Below are 22,842 nucleotides of genomic sequence, written 5' to 3'. Positions count from 1 at the left end.
ATAGAGCAGCCGCGAAGGCGAGGGCGTTTTCAGCCGTTCGCTTCGCTCGACTGGTTCGCGCGGCGCAACCGTTCCCGGCTATTCGATAAATGCATGCGCATGGCGGCGCGTGCACTTTCGGCGTCGCGTCGCGTAATCGCTTCGAGAATGCTTTCGTGTTCCTGGTTGACGAGCGAGACGTACGCTTTCGGGTCGGCTTTTGCGATGCCCGCCGAATCGATGCGGTTGCGCGGAATCAGCGCTGTGCCCATCTGGGTCAGGATATCGACGAAATAGCGGTTTCCGGTCGCCCGTGCGAGCGCGATGTGGAACTGGAGATCGGCCGCGACGCTGTCGCTGCCGTTGCGGCTGGTCGCTTCTATCGCGTCGAGCGCTGCGCGCATGCGCACGAGATCTTCCGGCTGCGCGCGTTGCGCGGCGAGCCCGGCGCATTCCGTTTCGAGGCTGATGCGCAGTTCGAGCACCGACAACACGTCGCGCAGCGTGGTGGCGGGCACCATGTCGATACCCAGCTTTTCGCGGCGCGGCTCCAGCACGAAGCTGCCAATGCCATGACGGGTTTCGATAACCTCGTTGGCCTGCAGCCGCGAGATGCCTTCGCGTACGACGGTGCGGCTCACGCCGAGCGTCAACATGAGCTTCGCTTCGGTCGGCAACTTGTCGCCCGGCTTCAGCGCGGCGGATTCGATCTGCTCGATCACGTAGTCGAACACGCTCTCCGCCAGATTACGGGCGCGTCGGGGTGTCACGACGGATGTGAGGGATTCGCCCATCAGAAACGCTCCTTGGGTCAGCCGTTTGGCGATGTCATGGAGTGGAGATTATACCGTTGTCTGACGACTATCAATTTTAAAGATTTGCCGGATGTTGGCAAGTGGCGGATCTGGCTGGGCTCGGGGTGCGATCTCGCGGCTTTGCTCTGCGCCACGGTCTGGCGACGCTCGCTCATGCAGAAGCGTACGCAGCTATTAGCTTTCCCAGTCCTCGATGCTTAGGCCGACCACGCGTTGAAACTCGCGCATGTTGTGAGTCACGAGCGTGAGCGATCTCGCTAGTGCCTGCCCTGCAATCAAAGCGTCGTACGGGCCGATCGGCGTTCCCGCTAAAGCGAGCTGTGCGCGCACCTCGCCCGCGTGGCGAGCGTCTTCCGGATCGAAGTCGAGAATTTCAAATTGCAGCGCTTCCACACGCCTGAGATTGCCGGCTGCATGCCCGCTCTTGTAAGCGCCAAAATGGAGTTCGTGAGCGACGATCGACGGGATGGCGAAATCCCGCGGCTGGTGCTGGCGCAGCCGCGTCAAAAAACCGGTATGTCCCTTCATCAAGGCAATAACGGCATTCGTGTCGAGCAAATAATTCACTTAAAAACGTCCAGATTCGGACGATCCTGTTGCGCCAACTCCTCGCGTGTAGCTTGGACGAAGTCGTCATCGAGCGGGCCGACAACCGAATCCAGCCATGCCCAGTCGCTCGCGATCGGCTCAAGAATAATGGCGCGGCCATGACGGCGAACGCGCACTTCGTCCGCATCCAGCCGGAATGCCTTCGGCAGGCGCACCGCCTGGGATCGGCCGGACCAAAAAACCTTGGCAGTGTCCATCAGCACCTCACGAATTGATATGTAGCAAAAGTATATATCATCGGGGAATGGCCGGGTGGGACGATAGCTGCTTCGGAGTGGGGTGATTGCAGGCGCTTTTGGCCGCGCATTCGCGGAACGTTTGGGTTGTACAGTATCGTTAGTAGTCCATCAAAAAACGGGTCGAGAGGCGTGAGGGGTAGCTCGTCTCAAATGCCCTCGCTTGATTGGAGGACGATAAAAAGATGGATAGAGTTGCGCGACCCTTCGGCGCGTGTCATCGAAATCTCGCAGAAACACGGCGCCGAAGATCAGCAGGTGTTTGCATGTTTTTGTTTGGTAACCTGATTTGAAGACCCACAATGCAAAAAGCCCAATCTTTCGATTGGGCTTTTTGAGCTGAAATCTTTTTGGCTCCTCGACCTGGGCTCGAACCAGGGACCTACGGATTAACAGTCCGGCGCTCTACCAACTGAGCTATCGAGGAACATCTGCAGCAGAGAAATGAAATTATATGGAGGGTAATCTAGCCTGTCAACACCCTCAGATCATCCCGATTCAAAAAGTCACAAACGAATGATCGGTTTCGAAGGATGCGACGACGTGCGCCATCCAGATCAACGCTCCAGCAGTTCGAGCTTCTCTTTAACGTCCTTGAACTCGTCAGCTTCGGGCAACGGCGCCTTGGTCTTGGTGATGCTCGGCCAGCCGCGTGAAAGTTCGGCGTTCAATTCGATGAAGTGCTGTTGATCGCCGGGTACATCTTCTTCCGCATAGATTGCGTTGACCGGGCATTCAGCCACGCAAACGGCGCAATCGATGCACTCGTCGGGATCGATCGAGAGGAAATTGGGACCTTCGCGGAAGCAATCCACCGGGCACACGTCCACGCAATCGGTATAGCGGCACTTGATGCAGCTTTCGGTCACAACGTGAGTCATTCAGGCTCCTGCATACGGAATTCGTGGGGCGGCGGCGAGGGCGGCGACATGGACCTCAGGTTCAACCAGAGAACCAAGAGTCGCTATCCGGGGCTGGATAGCCCGGCTGTGCACAATCTGCGCGCCAAAAACGATATTGTAGCGTACCGGTATATTCGAGCGCGACCCTCATCCAGAAGGCCTTATATCGTTTAGTGATTTGGTTATGGGCTGCCGCACGACCCCTGTGCGGCTTGCAACGCCCGGGTGGGGCGGCGCTCCGGGCGAACACTTCGGGTAACATGCACTGGAGGCCGCCGGGGGCGAAGTGTTCAGTGCGTCGGGGCGTGCCGGGTCCGTTTGCGTTCCTACCCGTGGTTTTGCCCGCGGTTCTACCCGCGGCTCTGCCCGCTTTCCTAGCCGTTCGTCTGGAACCATGATTATCCATTCGCTGCTCGATACCGATCTCTACAAGTTCACGATGATGCAGGTCGTGCTGCATCACTTCCCGGCGGCACACGCAGAATACAAATTCCGGTGCCGTACGCCGGGGGTCGATCTCGTGCCGTATATAGATGAAATACGCGACGAAGTACGCCAGCTCTGCCACCTGCGCTTCAAAGAAGAAGAGCTTGAATATCTTCGCCGGATGCGCTTCATCAAGAGCGATTTCATTGACTTCCTCGCGCTCTTTCATCTCAACGAGAAGTCCATCACGATCAAGCCGTCGGCAAAGCAGAACGGTGAGATCGACATTGATATTGTCGGGCCCTGGCTGCATACCATCCTGTTCGAAATCCCGGTTCTCGCGATCGTCAACGAGGTCTATTTCCGTAACACGCAGCGCGACCCGACCTTCGATACCGGCCGCGACCGCTTGCGCGACAAGATCCAGTTGCTCGGCGGCCGTCCTGAAGTCTCGGACTGCAAGATCGCCGATTACGGCACCCGCCGGCGTTTCTCCAAGCAATGGCACGAGGAGGTCATCCTCAAGCTGAAGGAAGGCCTGGGCGATCAGTTCACGGGCACGAGCAACGTCTACTACGCAATGAAGCACGGGTTGCGTCCGCTCGGTACCATGGCGCACGAATACCTCCAGGCTTGCCAGGCGCTCGGTCCGCGCCTGCGCGATTCGCAGACCTACGGCTTCGAGATGTGGGCGAAGGAGTATCGCGGCGACCTGGGTATCGCGCTCTCTGACGTCTACGGCATGAAAGCGTTCCTGAACGACTTCGATATGTACTTCTGCAAGCTCTTCGACGGCGCCCGTCACGACTCGGGCGACCCATTCGACTGGGGCGAGCGCCTGATCCGTCATTACGAGCAGAACCGCTGTGATCCGCGCACCAAGGTGCTCGTGTTCTCCGACGCACTCGATATTCCGAAGGTCCTGCGTCTCTACGAACGTTTTCGCGGGCGCTGTCAGCTCGCTTTCGGCGTGGGCACCAACCTCACCAATGACCTTGGCTATCAGCCGCTGCAGATCGTGATCAAGATGGTTCGCTGCAACGGTCAGCCCGTGGCCAAACTCTCCGATTCCCCCGGCAAGAACATGTGCGAAGACCAGGCTTATCTTGCCTATCTTCGCCAGGTGTTCGACATCGCCAAGCCCGTGGAAGAACAATAACCCGCGCAGGGTTTTTTGAGGGCGATGCTGCCCCGCGTTAGCCGTTAGGTCTAGGGTATTGGAGCGGGAGCGCTCGTTATAATCGAGTCCTTGATCGACGCGCAGGCCAACGAGGACAGCATCATGCATACATCGGCCCCACGCCGAAACTCAATAGATCAACGCCTACGGCGGCTCGCTCCGGCTACGACTGCAACCGGCTGTGATCGCGCATGAACATGTCCGTGACGATCCGACGACTATGGCAAGCTCTGTTGCTTGCCGCGTTGCCTTTGAGCGCGTCTGCGGCAACGCTCGATGGCGCCACGCTGTCTCCTTTGTGGGCGCTTCCGTTCGCCGGCATTCTGTTGTCCATCGCGATTGTTCCGCTGATCGCGCCACATGCCTGGCACAGTCATTTCGGCAAGATATCGGCGGGCTGGGCGCTTGTGTTCCTCGTGCCCTTTGCGCTGGGCTTTGGCACGCAGGCCGCGTTCGCGACCTTTGTGCACGCCATGCTGGAAGAGTACGTGCCGTTCATCATCCTGCTCACGGCGTTGTTCACCGTCGCGGGCGGCATCTGCCTGCATGGCGACCTGCATGGATCTCCACGCCTGAATACGGGACTGCTCGCGCTCGGTACGGTGCTCGCCAGCATCATGGGAACGACGGGGGCGGCAATGCTGTTGATTCGCCCGCTGCTGCGCGCCAATGAACATTGCAAGCACGTCGTGCATCGGGTCGTGTTTTTTATTTTTCTTGTGGCCAATGCCGGCGGCGCGCTTTCGCCGCTGGGGGACCCGCCGCTGTTCCTCGGCTTTCTGAACGGCGTGAGTTTCTTCTGGACCACGGTGCATCTCGCCGTGCCCACGCTCTTCATCTGCGTTGTTCTACTGGCGCTTTTCTACGCGCTCGACCGCTATTACTACACGAAGGAAGAGGTGGTGCAACGCAGTGAGGTGAAAACGCCGTTGAGCGTCGACGGCAAGATCAATTTCGTTTTGCTCGCCGCGGTTGTCGCACTGGTGCTGATGAGCGGCTTGTGGAAACCGGGCATCGAGTTCGATGTATTCGGTACGCACGTCGCGTTGCAGAACGTCGTGCGCGATGTATTGCTCGTCGTGGTGACGCTTTTATCGCTGCTGCTGACGCCGAAAAGCGCGCGCGCCGGCAACGCATTCAACTGGGCGCCCATTGAGGAAGTCGCGAAGCTGTTCGCCGCCATCTTCATCACTATCGCGCCGGTGATCGTGATCCTGCGTGCCGGCGCGCACGGTGCGTTCGCCGGCATCGTGCACCTGGTGACCGATTCAAGCGGCAAGCCGATCGACATTGCGTACTTCTGGGCGACCGGCTTGTTGTCGTCGTTTCTCGACAATGCGCCGACCTATCTCGTGTTTTTCAACCTCGCCGGCGGTGATGCCCCGACGCTGATGACGGCTGGCGCCTCCACGCTCGCAGCCATCTCGGCGGGCGCCGTGTTCATGGGCGCGAACAGCTATATCGGCAATGCGCCCAACTTCATGGTCAAGGCGATCGCTGAATCGCGCGGCGTCGTGATGCCGGGATTCTTTGCGTATCTCGGCTGGTCGACGGTCGTCTTGTTGCCCTTGTTCCTGATTACCGGATGGTTGTTCTTTTAGGAGAAGTCGATGAAGAAAGTGCTGGTTGCCCGCCCCATTTTCCCGGACGTGATCGAACGCCTCCGGCAATATTTTGAAGTCGATGCCAACCCGGGCGCACCGCTCCCTGCCGACGAATTCGCGCGCCGCATGGCCGATCGCGATGGTGCGTTGCTAGCAGGCGACCCGGTCACGGCGAAGGTCCTGGAAGGTGCGCCGAATCTGAAGGTTGTGTCGAACATGGCCGTCGGCTACAACAACTTCGACATGCAGGCGTTGAACGCGCACGGCGTGCTTGGCACCAACACGCCGGACGTGTTGAATGAAAGCACGGCTGATTTTGGCTGGGCGCTGATGATGGCGGCGGCGCGGCGTATCGCGGAATCGGAGCACTTCCTGCGCGCGGGCAAGTGGGGCACGTGGTCCTACGACGCGTTTCTCGGTACCGACGTGTGCGGCTCCACCCTCGGCGTGCTCGGCATGGGCCGCATTGGCCAGGCGCTCGCCCGGCGTGCGCGCGGGTTCAACATGCGCGTGATCTATCACAATCGTTCGCGCGTCGCGCCGCAGATCGAGGCGGAACTGAACGCCGAGTATGTATCGAAGGCGGATTTGCTCAAGCGCGCCGATCATGTCGTGCTCGTGCTGCCGTACACCGCCGAGAATCACCACACCATCGGCGCGGCCGAACTGGCGAGCATGAAGCCTGCGGCTACGCTGACCAACATCGCGCGCGGCGGTATTGTTGACGACGCCGCGCTGATCCAGGCCTTACGCAACAAGACCATCGCGGCAGCCGGGCTGGATGTGTTCGAAGGCGAGCCGAATTTCAATCGCGATTTCCTCACGGTATCGAACGTGGTGTTGACGCCGCATATCGCGAGTGCGACCGAATCCACGCGCCGTGCCATGGCCAATCTCGCCGCCGACAACCTGATCGCCGCGCTGGGCGAAGGCCCGCGCGCCGGTAATCCGCCGAACCCGATCAATCCGGAAGTCCTGAAGAAATGACCATGTTGTTGCTGTTGAGCGCGGGCGTCGCCGTCCTCGCGATCGCGCTGGTGATCGCGTTGATCCTGCTGTTGCGGCCGAAGCGCGAGACAGATGTCGAGCAACAGTTCGAGGCGTTGAGCGATCGGATCATCGATATGGGCGAAGCTCACGCGCGTGCGCAGGAGCGGCTCGAACGCAATGTGCGGGGCGAAGTAACGGAGACGTCCCGCGCCTCGCGTACAGAAGCGGGTACCGCGTTCGCTGAATTCCAGCGCACGCTCGCGACGCAACTCGCGAGCATGGCGAGCCTCCAGAACACGCAGCTCGAAGGGTTCTCCCGGCAACTGGTGACGTTGACCGAAACCAACGTGCAGCAAGGCCAGCACGCACGCGACGAACAAAGTCAGGCGCTCAGGCGTTTCGGTGAAACACTCACGCTGCAGCTCGCGCAGATGTCGGAGTCGAATGACCGTCGTTTGAGCGAAGTGCGCGCAACGCTTGAAGCGCGGCTAAAGGACATCGAGGCGAATAACGCGGCGAAGCTCGAAGAAATGCGCCGTACCGTCGACGAAAAACTGCACGCGACGCTCGAGCAGCGGCTGGGCGAATCGTTCAAGCTGGTGTCGGACCGGCTGGAACAGGTGCATCGTGGATTGGGGGAAATGCAGACGCTGGCGGCGGGTGTCGGCGACTTGAAGAAGGTGCTGACCAACGTCAAGACTCGTGGGACCTGGGGCGAAGTGCAACTCGAATCATTGCTTGAACAGGTGTTGACGCCGGACCAGTACGCCAAGAACGTCGCAACCATTCCGAAGAGCAGCGAGCGTGTGGAGTTCGCGATCAAGCTCCCCGGCCGTCACGATGCGCCCGGCCAAAGCGGCGCGAATGCGGTTGCAACGCCGGTGTGGCTGCCTATCGATGCCAAGTTTCCGCGCGAGGACTACGAGCGTCTGATCGACGCACAAGAGCGCGCCGATCCGGTAGCAGTAGAGGAGGCGTCACGCGCGCTCGAAGGCCGGATCCGTGCGGAGGCAAAGACGATCGCGCAGAAGTACGTGGCGCCGCCGCACACCACGGACTTCGCGTTACTGTTCCTGCCGACCGAAGGTTTGTACGCGGAAATCCTGCGCCGTCCGGGGCTGACGGATTTTCTGCAGCGGGAATACCGCGTGAGTGTGACGGGTCCGACCACGCTGACGGCTTTGCTGAACAGCCTGCAAATGGGTTTCAGGACGCTTGCGATCGAGCAGCGTTCCAGCGAAGTCTGGCAAGTGCTGGGCGCGGTGAAAACGGAGTTCAGGAAGTTTGGAGAAGTACTGTCGAAGACGCGCTCGCAGCTTGAGGCGGTGACGCGCTCTATCGAGTCAGCGGAGACCCGTACGCGGCAGATGAGCAAGAAACTGCGCGACGTGGAAGCGTTGCCGGGCGAGCAGGCAGCCAACCTGCTCGGAGATGAACGCGAAGAACGAGATGAACGAGATGAACCTGAAGCCTAATCTGCCGCGGGCGAAGAAGCCAGCGTAGCGAGCGCGTCGCCGGTGATGCGCACGATGCGCCAGTCGGGCAAGACAGTCGCGCCCATCTTCTCGTAGAAGCCGATGGCGTTTTGATTCCAGTCGAGCACGGTCCATTCGAAGCGGCCGCACTGGCGTTTCACCGCAAGCGCCGCGAGCGCACGCAGCATCTTCGTGCCGAGCCCGCTGCCGCGAATGGCCGGTTTTACATACAGGTCTTCCAGAAACAATCCTCGCTTGCCGAGGAAGGTCGAATAGTTGTGGAAGAACAGCGCGTAGCCCACGACATGCCCGTTCTCTTCGGCCACCATTGCTTCGGCGGACGGCCGCGCGCCGAACAGCGCGTCATGCACGCCGGCTTCGGTCGCGATGAACATGTGCATGAGCTTTTCGAACTCAGCCAGTTCCAACATCAGTGCGAAGATCGCGCCAGTATCGGCGGGTGTGGCGGGCCGGATTTCAGCGCTCATCAGGCTTCTTCCGGCGCGTCGGACAAGACGATCTCGATGCCGCCGAACCGCGACGCCACCCAGTTGTACGCGTGGCACGCAATCCACAGCAAGATGAAACCGAGGATTGCATTGAGCAGCAGCGCGCTTGTCACAGTGCTCAGCTCGACCGAGCCGTATCGGAAGAACGCGACCAGCACGCCAAGTAGCACAATCGGTACGCTGAAGGTCAGGTACACGAGAATCAGCGCTTTGGCCGTCTGTCCCGGCGCGATGAACGAAATCTGTTTTTTCATGAAGGAAAAGCCCCGTCAGTCATAGTGCAATGCGTTCGAACCATCGGCTTTGGCCGCTTAAGTGATTACGGCGTTGCAGCTCAGATTCTTGAAGCAGGTTGTCGAAGAGCCTTTTGAAACTAGATCAGGCAGTCGAATGGCAGGATATCCACGCTGTCTCCCGCATCGATATTCCCTGCGTCGTGCTTCAGGACAATGAAGCAATTGGCTTCGCTCATTGAACTCAGCACGCCCGAGCCTTGCGGCCCGGTCGTCGCCACATGCCAATGCCCGGAGTCATCACGGCGTGCGATACCGCGCTGAAACTCCGTGCGCCCGGCGCGCTTGTTGATCGGCTGCGAACTCGTGGCCGATATCAACGGCAGCGAATGCGGCGTCGCGCCCGACATGGCGAGCAGCGCCTCGCGCACGATGAAATAAAAGGTTGCCATCACCGCAACCGGATTACCGGGCAAACCAAAGAACAATGCCGATTCGCCTTCACCTGGACGCCTGCCCGACCACAAGCGGCCGAACGCGAGCGGACGGCCGGGACGCATTGCGATCTTCCAGAACGCCACGTCGCCGAGCGCGTTCATCAGGTCTCGCGTGAAGTCGGCGTCGCCTACTGATACGCCGCCTGAACTGATCACCACGTCGGCGTCTTGCGTAGCTTGCCGCAATGCGCGTTCAAGCGATGCGCGATCGTCGCGGACAATGCCGAGATCCACGGGCTCCACGTTCATCCGACGCAGCATCGCGAAGAGGGTATAGCGGTTGCTATCGTAGATGCAACCCGGCGCGAGCGGTTCACCGACTGAGCGTAATTCGTCGCCGGTTGAAAAAAACGCGACGCGCAAGCGCCGTTGTACAGCGACTTCGCCAATACCGAGCGACGCCAGCAAGCCCAGATCCGACGCCCGCACAATACGACCCTCGCGCAACGCCGGCTGGCCTTGCGCGAGGTCTTCGCCAGCGAGCCGCCGATTCGCACCACGCTCGATACCCGATGCGGCGAACGTGACGGCGTCGCCTGCGCGCTGCACGAGTTCTTGCGGCACGACGGTGTCGCAGCCGGGTGGAATGAGCGCGCCGGTCATGATGCGTACACATTGCGTGGCGAGCGGACGGCCTTCGAATGGTTGTCCGGCGAGCGCGGTACCGGCGACTGTCAGCCGAAGCGATTCATCACCGCCAGATGCATCCAACAACGCTGCGCCGTCGAACGCATAACCGTCCATCGCGGAGTTGTCGTGGGAAGGGACGTTGATTGGCGAGACAACATCCTTGACCAGCACGCGATCGAGCGCGTCGAACAGACGTACGCGTTCCACCTCGACGCGACCGCGCGGCAACGCCCACTGACGCACGATTTCCTGCGCGGCGCTGACGGGCAGCGCGTTCGGATCGTACTCGGCGACGCAGCTCGAAAAGTGCTTGGTTGTGTTCATCGATGGGTGGAAACGGAGCGGAGTCGCGAAACAAAGCCCGCGGGCGCACGGGTGAAAAAGGCAGACATGTCGCGCATGCCGGGGCAGCCGCCGCAAGACGCCGCGCCCTGACCAAGCCGAAGGCTCGAAGCGAACCGAAGCACGAGACGAAGAAACGAACCGATGCTCAGCGGCGCTCGAGATCGGCTAGCTGACGCAAATCGTTGACATTGTAAAACGCACGCTCGTCGGCGAAGGTCACTTCTACCGCCTTGTGGCGCGCGTACCACGCGCGAACCTTACGCTCGCCGGCACGGATGAATGCGTCGAGATCGTCTGCCAGCGACGCGCGCAGCAGCGCGAAAACCGGATGCAGATGACGTTCGCCGGCGGCATCGATTACGGCTGCCGTAGCGATATCCGCTTGCCCGGCGCTCAAGCCGTCAGATAGCCGCTCGGCCAGATGAGGATCGACGAAAGGCGCATCGCAGGGCGCAAACAGCACGAATTCGGTTTGCGCTGCATGCAACGCAGCGGATATCCCGGCAAGCGGGCCGGGAAAGTCGGGAAACGTATCGACAATGACCTTTGCCCGGAAGGGCAAGCCAAGCTGCGCGTAGATTTCGAGGCTGCGATTTGCGCTGATCAACATCGCGCCGCATTGGGGCTTGAGACGCCGCAGCGCATGGAGCGCGAGTGGTTCGAGGTTCAGCGGCTGCAGGCCTTTATCGATGCCACCCATTCTCGATCCGCGGCCGCCTGCCAACACCACACCCGTGATGTCGTGTTTCGAGATAGACCTGTCAGGCGCATCGGCCACGTCAGCCGCCGATATATGACATTTCAACGCGCGGCGCATCCGGGTTGGCAGCAGGCAACGCGTTGCTGCCGCGAAGTTGCGAGTAGCGGTCGGTGCGCGCTTCCCAGATCCTGGCAATCGCCGTGGCGACGGTGGCATCGCTCGCACCGCTGCGGATCAGCGCGCGCAAGTCGTGGCCCGAGGTGGCGAACAGGCACAAATACAGTTTGCCTTCGGTCGAGAGGCGCGCGCGCGTGCAGGAACTACAGAACGCGCGCGTAACGCTTGAAATGACGCCGATCTCGCCGCCGCCGTCCTCATAACCCCAGCGTTGCGCGGTTTCGGCGTCGTTGTGAGCTTCGAGCGAGCGCAGCGGAAAATGCTCGGCGATGCGCGCGACCACCTGCGCGGACGGCAACACCTCGCTCATGTTCCAGCCGTTCGACGCCCCGACGTCCATATATTCGATGAAGCGCAGGACCGCACCGCTGCCTTTGAAGTGACGCGCCATCGGCACGATTTCGGCGTCGTTCGTGCCGCGCTTGACGACCATGTTGACCTTCAATGGCGCAAGACCGGCGGCATGCGCGGCCTCGATCCCTTCGAGCACATCGGCGACGGCGAAATCGGCGTCATTCATGCGGCGAAATAACGCATCGTCGAGTGCGTCGAGACTCACTGTCACCCGCGACAACCCCGCGTCTTTCAGCGAGCGCGCCTTGCGCGCGAGGATAGAGCCGTTAGTCGTGAGCGTGATATCGAGCGGCCGGCCTTCCGGCGTGCGCAGCAGCGCCAGGCGTTCAATCAGGAATTCGATGTTCTTGCGCAGCAGGGGTTCGCCGCCCGTAAGCCGGATTTTTTCCACGCCGTGTGCGACGAACAGCCTTGCCAGCCGCTCGATTTCCTCGAACGACAGTAGGGCGCTATGCGGCAGGAATGCGTAGTTTTTATCGAAAACTTCGCGCGGCATGCAGTACACGCAGCGGAAATTGCAACGATCGGTCACCGATATGCGCAGATCGCGCAAGTCGCGTGACAGCCTGTCAGTGAGCAATCCGGTCGGCGTCGCGGTGGCGCCGGAGAAATCCGGAATCGCGCTGACGTTGGTGACGGGAATGATGCGTCGGGACATGATCGTTTTATTTCTCGCGGGCGGCGGCGGTAAAGCGGCCGCTATGAACTTCGAACACCTCATTTTAGCGGAAGGGCGGTTTTAGGGCGGTTTGCCATCCCTTTTTCACGGGCATTTTGTGTCGCCCCAATGAAAAAAACGCCACGGACCGAAGTCACGTGGCGCTTTTCAAACGTCAGACGTGTTAGTGCGCGTCTTTACCCGTTTCTACTTGCTGCATCGGGGCGGCGTCGAGCGGCGGCAGACGCTTGCGTTCGCGCACGACGCGCTTCGGCGCTTCCACCTGGGCTGCGGCTTCGCGTGCTGCGCGAAGCTTGTCGGCGTCGGTGTTCACCCAGACGAGGCCTGCCGTATCCAGCATCGGCTTAAGCACTTCTTCCTTCAGGGTAACCGGCGCCGGGGTGGCTTGAGCAACCGGAGCGGGCGCTACGGCCGCGACGGGAGCCACGGTTTCCACCGGCTCGAACGTCTTTACCGGCTCGGATTCGACCGGCGCGATCGTTTCTGCGACAACCGGCGCAGGCGATGCGAGGGACGAAACCGTCTCTGATACCGGCGTCGCAGCGACAGGCGCTGTTTCCACCGGTTCAGCGACCTGAGCTTCCTGCGCTGCTGGAACAACGACGGGGGCGATGACAGGCGCGACAACGGGCGCGGGTTCCGCTGCCTTCGGGGCATCGGCGAAAGGACTTTCGGCCTTTTCCTCCGCTACCTTCGGCGTCGGTTCGAACGGGTTTTCGATCGGCCGTGGTGACACCGGCTTTTCGAAGACGATCGACGCCGGCGCTTCGGCAACCGCTGCGCTGGTTTCGTGGACTGCATGAACTTCATGCGGTCCGTGCTGCACGACAAAACCTTCCGCTTCGGCGAGTTTCGCTTCCACCGGTGCAGCTTCAACAGGTGCAGCCGTCTCAACCGGCGCAACTTGCGCAACATGAACCGGCTCAGGCAACTCGGTCACGCTGATTGCTGCGGCCGAAACCGGCTCGACTGTGGCTACGTGCGCCGGTGCTTGCGCGGGGGCGTGAGCAGCCGGCTCCGTCTCGACAGGTTTGGCAGCAGGTGCGAAATCGCGGCCTTCATCGGCATCCGTATCGAACACGCCGGGTTGAGCGCGTTCGGCTTCGGCGTTGCCTTCGCTCTCTGCAACATCGGCGGCTTGATTGGCCGTCACGCCTTCTTCATCGCGATCACGACGTCCACCACGACGACCACGACGGCGACGACGACGCTCTTCACCTTCACGCGCTGCGCTGGCCTGATCGGCTTGCAGCGTTTCGGCAGTGCCGTTCTGCTGCGATTCCTGACCCGATTGAGCGTTTTCCGCCAACTCCGACACGACCGTTTCGCCTTGCGTCAACGCCTCGACGGCGGCTTCCGGCTGTGGCTTGCGGCGCTCGCCTCGTTCGGCGCGATCCCCGCGTTCCCGACGCTCACCGCGCTCGGTGGCTTCAGCACGTTCCGGTGCGCGTTCACGGTTCTCGCGAGGTTCACGCGGTTCCCGTGGCTCGCGCACTTCACGCGGCTCGCGGGGTTCACGACCTTCACGAGCCTCACGCGGCTCGCGGCCTTCACGTGCTTCACGCGGCTCACGGCCTTCACGCCCACCACGCGGTTCGCGCGGCTCGCGGGTTTCACGTGTTTCACGCGGCTCGCGAGCTTCCTTCGGTTCCCGTTCTTCACGACGCGGGCTCTGACGGCCACCCGCCGTACCCGGCGCGCTCGCTGTGGTAGATGCCGCAGCCGCTGCGCTATCGCGCGAAGCAGCACCACCGCGACGATTGCGGTTCCGGTCACCACCCTGGCCCGAGCGCTCCGGACGTTCACCACGCGCCGGGCGTGCCGGCGTGGGTGCTGCGACCGGCGCGGGCGCCGGCTTAACTTCCGGCTGGACGCCGAACAGATTCTTCAACCAGCCAATAAATCCGCCCGTCGACGCAGCCACCACCGGCGCAGGCGCCGCGACCGGAGCCGCGACCTTCACGGGTGCGCTAGGCGCAGGCGATGCTGGCGTGATGCCCTTGACCATCGCTTCCTGCTTCGGCTTGATTTCTTCGGTGCGCTTGCTGTAACCCGTTTCGGATTCCAGCTCGTGCGCCGCTTCTTCGGCCATCTTCCACGAAGCGCGCGGTTCGTCCAGACGGGTATCGTCGTGACGCAGGCGCTCCAGCTTGTAATGCGGCGTTTCGAGATGCTTGTTCGGGATCAACACGACGTTGACCTTGAAGCGCGACTCGATCTTGTTGATTTCCGAGCGCTTTTCGTTCAGCAGGAAGGCGGTGACTTCCACCGGCACCTGGCAATGAATTGCCGCGGTGTTTTCCTTCATCGCTTCTTCCTGAATGATCCGCAGCACTTGCAGCGCGGACGATTCGGTATCGCGAATGTGACCCGTGCCGTTACAACGCGGGCATGTCACATGGCTGCCTTCGGAGAGCGCCGGACGCAGCCGCTGACGCGACAGTTCCATCAAACCGAAGCGCGAAATCTTGCCCATTTGTACGCGAGCACGGTCGTGCTTGAGCGCGTCTTTGAGACGCTGCTCGACTTCGCGCTGGCTCTTGGCCGACTCCATATCGATAAAGTCGATCACGATCAAGCCGCCCAGATCGCGCAGGCGCAATTGGCGCGCGACTTCATCGGCGGCTTCGAGGTTCGTGCGGGTCGCCGTTTCTTCGATATCCGCGCCTTTGGTCGAGCGCGCCGAGTTCACGTCGATTGCTACCAGTGCTTCCGTGTGGTCGATCACGATCGCACCGCCCGAGGGCAGCGGTACCGTGCGCGAGTACGCGGTTTCAATCTGGTGTTCGATCTGGAAACGGGAGAAGAGGGGAACGTCGTCGTGATAGCGCTTAACCTTGCTCAGGTTATCCGGCATCACGATGTCCATGAAGGCGCTGGCCTGGTCATGGATCTCGGTGGTATCGATGAGAATTTCGCCGATATCCGGCTGGAAATAATCGCGGATCGCGCGAATCACCAAGCTGGATTCGAGATAAATCAGCATCGGCTTGCCAGCCACACCGCTTTGCGACGCCGCTTCCACCGCGCGCCACAGTTGCATCAGGTAGTTCAAATCCCACTGCAGTTCTTCAGCCGAGCGGCCGATCCCTGCCGTGCGCGCGATGATGCTCATGCCTTCCGGCAAATCGAGCTGGGCCATCGTTTCGCGCAATTCCTGACGCTCGTCGCCTTCAATCCGGCGCGATACACCGCCACCGCGCGGGTTGTTCGGCATCAGCACGAGGTAACGCCCGGCCAGCGAAATAAACGTGGTGAGGGCTGCGCCCTTGTTGCCGCGCTCTTCCTTTTCGACCTGAACGATCAGTTCCTGGCCTTCGCGCAGCGCATCTTGAATGCGTGCGGAGCGCATGTCGACGCCGTCCTTGAAATACTGGCGGGCGACTTCCTTGAATGGCAGAAAACCGTGGCGGTCTTCGCCGTAGTTCACAAAACAGGCTTCGAGCGAGGGCTCGATGCGGGTCACAACTCCCTTGTAGATATTGCCTTTGCGCTGTTCGCGCCCGGCGGTTTCGATGTCGATGTCGATGAGTTTTTGCCCATCGACGATGGCGACGCGCAATTCTTCTTGCTGCGTCGCGTTAAACAGCATGCGTTTCATTGGACGGCTCCAGAGCGGCTCTACCGGCCCCCATCGAGCGAATTCCCGCGATTGTCAGTCGCGTGAAGCAGGAGGGCGGGCGCGCCGCGCTTTGTTGTTTGTTGTCACAAAGCACGCTGGGCGCAGGAGATCTGGCTCGGAGAATTGCCTGAATCGGGTTTTGCTACCGGCGTGCGACGAAGTACGTCGCGACGGGTAGAAAGCCCTGGGCACATGCGAACAGGTTTGACACGCCGTGAATCGACGGCTGGCGGCTTAAGCGGCACAGCGCTGCGGCTCGACGTCCTTCAAAAGAACCGAGGAGCCGGCAGCGCAGCCAGCAGCAGCCGGATGCCTCCTGAAGCAGCCTCGGACAGACGGACGATTTCCGCGCGGGTAGCGCACAAGCAAAACCGCCCTGTCTCTCTCAAAGCTGCAGCAGACTGCCGTTGTGGTTTCTCAGGTGCTCAAAGCGCCTGATAACCGCGTTGGGTGTCTCGCCTTATTACAATGTCCACCACGCTTCGCCCGTTTCAGCGCAGCTTGCAGCAGACCCTTGTTTTCTTCGCAACGGCCAAGCGACGATGCTCCGTTCACCCTAACCTGATACCCGCCCAATATCTTCTCGATATCTGCCTGATACCCGGGGTCGAATCCGGAGAAGCCGAATAAAAATCCGGCCCTCATCGCCTCTCGCCGATAAAATTCTTGATCGCCAAAAATCCGTTACCGTGTCGACGATCGACTCGACCGAACGCGCCTGTGGGCACCGTCCCTGCCGTGCGATATCGTCGTGCGTGCAACTCGTTACTCCGTTTTCCGGGTGAGCAACTGGCCCTGGGCGCAAGTAAAATAACGGTTTACTGCTTGCACCTGTACAGTCTGACAACATCCGGCCAGCTTAGTGGCTTTTTCCAGACTGTCCGCAAATTATATTCAGAATGAATGAGTTAGGCAAAACATCCCATAAAAAGGTCGCAAGCGAACAGGTCTCAATGATCGAGATCGACGAGAATGCGGCGGGTCAGCGCATCGACAATTTTTTACTTCGCGTCTGTAAAGGCGTACCGAAAAGTCATATTTACCGGATTTTGCGCAGCGGGGAAGTGCGCGTGAACAAGGGCCGTATCGACGCGGCGTATCGGCTGGAAATGGGCGATCTCGTCCGTGTTCCGCCTATTCGTACTGCGCAACTGGACGAAACGCCGGTTTCATCGAATGCGCCCGCGGCTGAATTCCCCATACTATTTGAAGACGATCATCTGATCGTTATCGATAAACCCGCCGGCGTCGCCGTTCATGGCGGCAGTGGCGTCGCGTTCGGCGTGATCGAGCAGTTGCGCAACGCGCGTCCGCAGGCGAAATTCCTCGAATTGGTGCATCGGCTGGATCGCGAGACGTCCGGCGTCCTGATGCTCGCGAAAAAACGCTCGGCGCTGATCAACGTGCACGAACAGATGCGCGATAACCGTATCGATAAACGCTATCAGGCGGTCGGTCACGGCGACTGGCTGGCGGGTTGGGGGCGTCGGCGGATCGTGAAGGAGCCGCTGCACAAGTACCTGACGCCGGAGGGCGAGCGCCGCGTGCGCGTACAGGACGACGGCCTCGCGTCGCATACCGTGTTCAATCTGATCGAGCGCTTTAGCGACTACGCCTGGGTCGAGGCGGAGCTGAAAACTGGCCGTACGCATCAGATTCGCGTGCATATGGCACATATCGGCCTGCCGATCGCCGGCGATACAAAATACGGCGACTTCGCGCTCAACAAGAATCTGGCGCGCACCGACGCCAATCCGTCGCTCAAACGGATGTTTCTGCACGCTTTCCGACTAAAACTCGTGCATCCGGCCACCGGCGAGACGCTTCAGGTCGAAGCGCCGCTGCCCGCCGAATGCCGGCGCTTTGTCGAACAACTCAAACAAAATTCTAGTGAGACCCAATAAATGGCCCGTCAGCAATTCGATCTGATTGTCTTCGACTGGGACGGCACCTTGATGGATTCCACGGCGCACATTACGCGCAGCATTCAGGCGGCGTGCCGCGACCTGAGCCTGCCCGTTCCCGCCGATGAAGCGGCAAGTTATGTGATCGGCCTAGGGCTGCGCGATGCATTGCAGATTGCCGCGCCCACGCTCGATCCCGTCGATTACCCGAAGCTTGCCGAGCGGTATCGGTTCCATTATTTAATCAAGGGCGAGCAAACCGAGCTGTTCGATGGCGTGCGCCCCATGCTGCAAAGTCTGCGTGACGAGGGTTATCTGCTTGCGGTCGCAACGGGAAAAAGCCGCGTGGGCCTGAATCGCGCGCTGGACCAGTCGCGCCTGACGAGTCTCTTCGACGGCACCCGCTGCGCCGACGAAACCTTCTCGAAGCCGCATCCGGCCATGCTGCACGAACTGACGCGCGAACTTGGGCAGGACGTGAGCCGCACGGTGATGGTCGGCGATACGACGCACGATCTGCAAATGGCGAAGAATGCGGGCGCGGCGTCGATTGGCGTGACCTATGGCGCGCATCCGGCGAAGTCGCTGCATGCGCTGGAGCCGCTGTTCGTGGCCGAAAACGTGACCTCGCTCGGCGATTGGCTGCGGGAGCATGCATGACAGGAACGCCGCTTGAGCCGGTGCGGATTTGCGCGTCGGAGGAACTGGTCGATGGCGGCGATGGCGTTCGCCATCAAGCCGTCGACCAAGGCGGCGAAGCCACTGTGTTTTTCGTCCGCTACGACGGCAAGCCGTTCGGCTACCTGAACCGCTGCGCGCACGTGCCCATGGAGCTGGACTGGTCCGAAGGCAAGTTCTTCGAGAGCTCCGGCTTATACTTGATGTGCGCAACCCACGGCGCGATTTACGAGCCGGATACAGGAAAATGCGTCGGCGGGCCGTGTCGCGGCGCGCGTTTGCGGCGGGTGGCGGCGGAAGATCGCGATACGCCCGAAGGCCGCGCCGTCTTCTGGCTTCCCGACGACGATCTACGTCCGGCTTGACGGGCTTTAGCGGTTCAAAACAAACCCGCTCTTCATTTTAATCAGTCAACCAGGCGACGCATGTCCGATCAAATTCCCACCGATTCCGCGGATAAGGCGCGCCCCGCGCCGACCGGCGATAACTGGGAGCGCGCCGCGCTCGAACGCATCGCGCTAGCGGCAATCACAGAACAACGTTCCGCGCGCCGCTGGCGTATCTTTTTCCGCTTCGTGTTCCTCGCCATCCTCGCGATAGCGGTCTGGAGCGCGTTCGATTTCACCAGCGACAAAGTCGCGAAAACCGCGCGCCATACGGCGCTCGTGGAACTGGAAGGCGAGATTGCCGTTAATAGCGACGCGAGCGCGGACAACGTGAACGCGGCGCTCGACAGCGCTTTTGAAGACGACGGCACGGCAGCAGTGATCCTTCGCTGCAATAGCCCGGGCGGCAGTCCGGTGCAGGCCGGCATCATCAATCGCGAGATCACGCGCTTGCGGGCGAAATATCCGTCGAAACCGCTGTACGTGGTCGTCAACGACATGTGCGCGTCAGGCGGTTATTACGCGGCCGCAGCCGCAGACAAGATCTACGTCGATAAAGCGAGCATCGTCGGATCGATTGGCGTGCTGATGGACGGTTTCGGCTTCACAGGCTTGATGGAGAAGCTGGGCGTTGAGCGCCGGCTGCATACGTCGGGCGCAAACAAAGGCGCGTTTGACCCGTTCTCGCCCGAAACGCCGATCATGGACGCCCACGCGCAGGAAATGCTCGACCAGATTCACCAGCAATTCATCGATGCCGTCAAACAAGGCCGCGGCAAGCGGCTGAAAGAGACGCCCGATGTGTTCTCCGGGATGTTCTGGACAGGGCAGAAGAGCGTGGAACTCGGTCTCGCCGACGGTTTCGGCGACGCCGATTATGTGGCGCGTGAAGTGGTGAAGCAGCCGGATATTGTCGATTACACGCAGAAGGAGAGCATTGGTGAGCGTGTGGCGCGCAAGTTTGGCGCGGCGGTCGGCAATGCCTCGATGCACGCGCTGATGATGGGCGGCAAGATGCAGTTGAAGTGAGTTTTGCCGCATTCTTCTGGTGAAAAACCGCTCGCCTTGAGGTTTCAGGCGAGCGGTTTTTTTCGCGTGTACGGGCTGGCTGAGAGCCTCACGCCCCTAACAACAGAAAAATCGCCGGCCGCTTATGCAACTCAGGCGCGGCCTTCTTTTTCCAGTCAGCCACCGTTCGCGTGACAATCGTCTCGGCCGGCAACGTCAGATCAACCGCGACGCACACCAGCGTCGACGGCGCGCAGGTCGCAAGCAGCGTATCGAGCAACGCGCGATTCCTGTACGGCGTCTCGATAAAAATCTGCGTCTGATTCGCCTTGCGCGACAAGACTTCCAGTTCGCGCAGGCGTTTGCCCCTTTCGGCGGCATCGACGGGAAGATAGCCGTTGAACGCAAAGCTCTGGCCGTTCATGCCCGATGCCATCAACGCCAGCAGAATCGAACTGGGGCCGACGAACGGCACGACTTTCACGCCGCGCTCGTGCGCGCGCCGAACGAGCAGGGCGCCCGGATCTGCGACCGCCGGGCAGCCGGCTTCGGATACGAGGCCAGCGTCGGTGCCGGCCAGTATCGGTGCGAGCAGTTTTTCGACTTCGCCCGGCGGCGTGTTGACGTTGAGTTCGCGGATCTCGATTTCCTGGATCGGCCGTTCGGTTCCGACCTTCTTCAGGAAGGCACGCGTGGTTTTCGCGTTTTCGCCAATGTAGTACTGCAGCGCCGCGGCGCGGGCGCGCACGGGTTCGGGCAGGACGTCGGCGAGCGCGGCGCTATCGCCGTCGCCAAGCGTATTCGGGATCAGATACAGGACGCCGCTCATACTGCCTCCACCAACGGAAATCCGGCCGTGCGCAACATCCGCGACAACGCGATCAGCGGCAAGCCGACCAGCGCGGTGGGGTCGTCGGAGTGGATTGCATCAACAAGCGCAATACCCAAGCCCTCCGATTTCGCGCTGCCCGCCACGTCGTAAGGCGTTTCAGCGAGCAAATAGGCTTCGATTTCCGCATCCGTCAGGTCGCGAAACTGCACGCGCGTGACGATATCGGCGGTCTGGATGTGGTTCGAGCGGCTATCGAAGAGGCAGAGCGCGCTGTGGAATTCGACGCTTTTACCGCGCATCGACCGAAGCTGGGCGCGGGCGTTGTCATGCGTGCCGGGCTTGCCGATCTGGCGGCCGTCGCAGGTCGCGACCTGGTCCGACCCGATTACCAGTGCGCCAGACGCATCGGTGACGCGGGCGGCAGCCGCGCGCGCCTTGGTAATCGACAGCCGGACGGCCGTGGCTTCCGGGGCTTCCCCGTCGAGCGGCGTTTCGTCGATATCGGGCGAAATCACATCGAAGGGAAAACGCAAGCGCTCGAGTAATTCCCGCCGGTAACGCGAACTCGATGCAAGGATGAGGCGCGGCTTGTTTGAGACGTCGGGCATGAAAAGGATGGGCTATGAACAAAAGGATTAAAGACTGAAACCGGACTGAAACAGCGGTGCCGCAAACCGGAGCATAAGTGTTTGACTCGAAAAGACAAAGCCGCTATGATTTTGGGCTTTTCATCGGTATGCGAAGGTCTTTTTACGCATAGTCCGATGGCGACGATGGCTGGGAGTGTACCGAGATGTACCGCTGGATAGAGGGCCAGATGCGGGCCAGATGGGGGCCAGATGGGATTTGATCCAGGCGGCTCCACCGGAAAATCGGGATAAACCACACCAGCCGGACGGGTCCGGTGCGGTGCATACTGCAGCTTCACCCCGGTCGTCCTCCGTGGACTTGCTATCCAGCCGTCACGGCAACGACCACTGCAGGAGCGCACATGACACAGAATCCTGGCAAACCTGCATGTCCGGCCGACTTGCGCGCGCTCGACCTGTTCGAATTCGCCCAAAGCCGTCGGCAGGCAGCAGGTGGTGTACGCGTCTCGCAATTGCCGCGCATGTTGAACGAAGTGCCGGCAGATGCCCCTGACCGCGATACGGTATTTTCATGGCAGGCCGAAGGTTCCATGCAGCCCGAGCTGCAGGACGACGGCACCGAAGCGCCGCAGCCTTATTTGCGGCTTGCGGTTCACGGATCGGTCTGGATCGAGTGCCAACGCTGTCTTTCGCCGTATTCGCAGCACCTGGATGTCGATGCAACGTACCGCATTGTCACAACGGAAGACGAAGCGGACGAGTTTCCGCTAGACAACGATGAAGTCGAGGTGATCGTTGGCTCACGCCAGTTCGATCTCGTCGACTTGATCGAAGAGGAGTTGTTGTTGTCCTTGCCGCTCGTGCCGAAGCACGATGTGTGTCCTGAAGTGCACGAGAGCCTGGTGACGGGTCTCGACGGCGCCGAGGGCGAGCTGGACGATGGTGGTCTGAATGGCGATGCAGGCACGCAGCAGGATGGCGGCACAGGCAGACCCAATCCGTTCGCCGCGCTCGGTAAGCTCAAGCAGGGCGGTTCCGACGACAACAAGCATTAAGTGCGTGCATTAACAACGCACATTAAAGAGTATTGATGCCTGGCGTCACGCCGGGTGTCTGATCATCAGGCGGCGCGCTGCGCCCGGAGAGACTCGCTGGCCATCAGGTCAGGGTCGCCGGTGCATCGAGCTGTGTTAGAATTCGCAAAATTTTTCTGGAGTCATCATGGCAGTTCAGCAAAACAAGAAATCGCCGTCCAAGCGCGGCATGCATCGTTCGCACGATTTCCTCACCGCAGCGCCGCTGGCCGTTGAGCCGAGCACGGGTGAAGTGCATCTGCGTCACCACGTGAGCCCGAACGGGTACTATCGTGGCAAGAAAGTCATCAAGACGAAGAACGACTAAGCGTACGACGCTTGTTGCGTCTAGCGTCACCGTCTTGACCCATGGTCTGACTCATCGTCGGAATCACGGTCTGAGCCACGG

General features: G+C 60.8%; 22 protein-coding genes and 1 tRNA gene. 10 read left to right on the top strand and 13 right to left on the bottom strand.

The genetic code is table 11. From position 1 onward, the window contains the following. Positions 1-29 precede the first annotated feature (29 nt). The 5 genes from EOS_RS01285 to fdxA all read right to left on the bottom strand — a co-directional run bounded on the left by EOS_RS01285 (position 30) and on the right by fdxA (position 2,520). The gene (locus tag EOS_RS01285; RefSeq protein ID WP_047844794.1) at positions 30-773 is read right to left on the bottom strand and encodes a FadR/GntR family transcriptional regulator; all 744 of its coding nucleotides are present in this window, start codon (positions 771-773) and stop codon (positions 30-32) included. A 195-nt stretch (positions 774-968) separates the two neighbouring features. Then, on the bottom strand, positions 969-1,361 hold the full coding sequence (locus EOS_RS01280) for a type II toxin-antitoxin system VapC family toxin (RefSeq protein ID WP_047844793.1): 393 nt from the start codon (positions 1,359-1,361) through the stop codon (positions 969-971). After that, positions 1,358-1,600: an antitoxin gene (locus EOS_RS01275; RefSeq protein ID WP_047844792.1), complete on the bottom strand. Its 243-nt coding sequence runs from the start codon at positions 1,598-1,600 to the stop codon at positions 1,358-1,360. Before EOS_RS01275 ends, EOS_RS01280 begins: the two co-directional genes overlap by 4 nt. 390 nt (positions 1,601-1,990) lie before the next feature. Next, positions 1,991-2,066, bottom strand: a tRNA-Asn gene (locus EOS_RS01270). 130 nt (positions 2,067-2,196) lie between these two features. After that, positions 2,197-2,520 carry a ferredoxin FdxA gene (gene fdxA / locus EOS_RS01265; protein ID WP_047844791.1) on the bottom strand — a complete coding sequence of 108 codons (324 nt, stop codon included), beginning with the start codon at positions 2,518-2,520 and terminating at the stop codon, positions 2,197-2,199. A gap of 415 nt (positions 2,521-2,935) precedes the next feature. Between fdxA and pncB the strand changes: the two genes are divergently transcribed. The 4 genes from pncB to EOS_RS01245 all read left to right on the top strand — a co-directional run bounded on the left by pncB (position 2,936) and on the right by EOS_RS01245 (position 8,216). Beyond that, positions 2,936-4,126, top strand: coding sequence for a nicotinate phosphoribosyltransferase (pncB, locus tag EOS_RS01260; protein WP_047844790.1), 1,191 nt, complete (start codon positions 2,936-2,938; stop codon positions 4,124-4,126). A gap of 218 nt (positions 4,127-4,344) precedes the next feature. Further along, a complete protein-coding gene (locus EOS_RS01255; RefSeq protein WP_235442664.1) occupies positions 4,345-5,748 on the top strand; it encodes a sodium:proton antiporter in 1,404 nt (467 codons plus the stop codon). Positions 5,749-5,757: 9 nt separating this feature from the next. Continuing rightward, entirely contained in the window at positions 5,758-6,738 is a 981-nt protein-coding gene (locus EOS_RS01250) for a 2-hydroxyacid dehydrogenase (RefSeq protein WP_047844788.1), read from the top strand. Positions 6,739-6,740: 2 nt separating this feature from the next. After that, positions 6,741-8,216 carry a DNA recombination protein RmuC gene (locus EOS_RS01245; RefSeq protein ID WP_047844813.1) on the top strand — a complete coding sequence of 492 codons (1,476 nt, stop codon included), beginning with the start codon at positions 6,741-6,743 and terminating at the stop codon, positions 8,214-8,216. On the opposite strand, the gene EOS_RS01240 is transcribed toward EOS_RS01245, so the two are convergent. The 6 genes from EOS_RS01240 to EOS_RS01215 all read right to left on the bottom strand — a co-directional run bounded on the left by EOS_RS01240 (position 8,213) and on the right by EOS_RS01215 (position 15,941). Then, entirely contained in the window at positions 8,213-8,704 is a 492-nt protein-coding gene (locus tag EOS_RS01240; RefSeq protein WP_047844787.1) for a GNAT family N-acetyltransferase, read from the bottom strand. The two genes, EOS_RS01245 and EOS_RS01240, sit on opposite strands and share 4 nt — an antisense overlap. Continuing rightward, a complete protein-coding gene (locus tag EOS_RS01235; protein ID WP_031363462.1) occupies positions 8,704-8,979 on the bottom strand; it encodes a hypothetical protein in 276 nt (91 codons plus the stop codon). The genes EOS_RS01240 and EOS_RS01235 overlap by 1 nt, the downstream gene beginning before the upstream one ends. Before the next feature lie 119 nt (positions 8,980-9,098). Beyond that, positions 9,099-10,409 carry a molybdopterin molybdotransferase MoeA gene (gene moeA, locus EOS_RS01230; RefSeq protein ID WP_047844786.1) on the bottom strand — a complete coding sequence of 437 codons (1,311 nt, stop codon included), beginning with the start codon at positions 10,407-10,409 and terminating at the stop codon, positions 9,099-9,101. Between the two features lie 166 nt (positions 10,410-10,575). Then, positions 10,576-11,130, bottom strand: coding sequence for a molybdenum cofactor guanylyltransferase MobA (gene mobA, locus EOS_RS01225; protein ID WP_235442666.1), 555 nt, complete (start codon positions 11,128-11,130; stop codon positions 10,576-10,578). 79 nt (positions 11,131-11,209) lie between these two features. Then, positions 11,210-12,319 carry a GTP 3',8-cyclase MoaA gene (gene moaA, locus EOS_RS01220; RefSeq protein WP_047844785.1) on the bottom strand — a complete coding sequence of 370 codons (1,110 nt, stop codon included), beginning with the start codon at positions 12,317-12,319 and terminating at the stop codon, positions 11,210-11,212. Between the two features lie 184 nt (positions 12,320-12,503). After that, positions 12,504-15,941, bottom strand: coding sequence for an Rne/Rng family ribonuclease (locus EOS_RS01215; RefSeq protein ID WP_047844784.1), 3,438 nt, complete (start codon positions 15,939-15,941; stop codon positions 12,504-12,506). Positions 15,942-16,861: 920 nt separating this feature from the next. On the opposite strand from EOS_RS01215, the gene EOS_RS01210 reads away from it, so the two are divergent. The 4 genes from EOS_RS01210 to EOS_RS01195 are packed head-to-tail and all read left to right on the top strand — an operon-like array spanning position 16,862 to position 19,959. Beyond that, positions 16,862-17,866, top strand: a complete 1,005-nt coding sequence (locus tag EOS_RS01210) for an RluA family pseudouridine synthase (protein ID WP_047844783.1) — start codon at positions 16,862-16,864, stop codon at positions 17,864-17,866. Next, positions 17,867-18,526: an HAD-IIIA family hydrolase gene (locus EOS_RS01205; RefSeq protein WP_047844782.1), complete on the top strand. Its 660-nt coding sequence runs from the start codon at positions 17,867-17,869 to the stop codon at positions 18,524-18,526. It begins immediately after the preceding gene. Further along, positions 18,523-18,909 carry a Rieske (2Fe-2S) protein gene (locus EOS_RS01200; RefSeq protein ID WP_047844781.1) on the top strand — a complete coding sequence of 129 codons (387 nt, stop codon included), beginning with the start codon at positions 18,523-18,525 and terminating at the stop codon, positions 18,907-18,909. Before EOS_RS01205 ends, EOS_RS01200 begins: the two co-directional genes overlap by 4 nt. A 60-nt stretch (positions 18,910-18,969) precedes the next feature. Continuing rightward, a complete protein-coding gene (locus EOS_RS01195) occupies positions 18,970-19,959 on the top strand; it encodes a S49 family peptidase (protein ID WP_047844780.1) in 990 nt (329 codons plus the stop codon). Between the two features lie 88 nt (positions 19,960-20,047). On the opposite strand, the gene EOS_RS01190 is transcribed toward EOS_RS01195, so the two are convergent. Together EOS_RS01190 and EOS_RS01185 are read right to left on the bottom strand one after the other, a co-directional pair. Beyond that, positions 20,048-20,767, bottom strand: a complete 720-nt coding sequence (locus EOS_RS01190) for an SAM-dependent methyltransferase (RefSeq protein ID WP_047844779.1) — start codon at positions 20,765-20,767, stop codon at positions 20,048-20,050. After that, the gene (locus EOS_RS01185; RefSeq protein WP_047844778.1) at positions 20,764-21,378 is read right to left on the bottom strand and encodes a Maf-like protein; all 615 of its coding nucleotides are present in this window, start codon (positions 21,376-21,378) and stop codon (positions 20,764-20,766) included. Before EOS_RS01185 ends, EOS_RS01190 begins: the two co-directional genes overlap by 4 nt. A 383-nt stretch (positions 21,379-21,761) precedes the next feature. Between EOS_RS01185 and EOS_RS01180 the strand changes: the two genes are divergently transcribed. Together EOS_RS01180 and rpmF are read left to right on the top strand one after the other, a co-directional pair. Beyond that, entirely contained in the window at positions 21,762-22,415 is a 654-nt protein-coding gene (locus tag EOS_RS01180) for a DUF177 domain-containing protein (protein ID WP_047844777.1), read from the top strand. A gap of 166 nt (positions 22,416-22,581) precedes the next feature. Further along, positions 22,582-22,761 carry a 50S ribosomal protein L32 gene (gene rpmF / locus EOS_RS01175; protein WP_047844776.1) on the top strand — a complete coding sequence of 60 codons (180 nt, stop codon included), beginning with the start codon at positions 22,582-22,584 and terminating at the stop codon, positions 22,759-22,761. Positions 22,762-22,842: the final 81 nt, after the last annotated feature.

The sequence above is a fragment of the Caballeronia mineralivorans PML1(12) genome (genome assembly GCF_001028175.1).
GTDB lineage: Bacteria > Pseudomonadota > Gammaproteobacteria > Burkholderiales > Burkholderiaceae > Caballeronia > Caballeronia mineralivorans.
The sequence above is the reverse complement of the archived record's forward strand: the minus strand, read 5'-3'. Positions and strand labels throughout refer to the sequence as shown.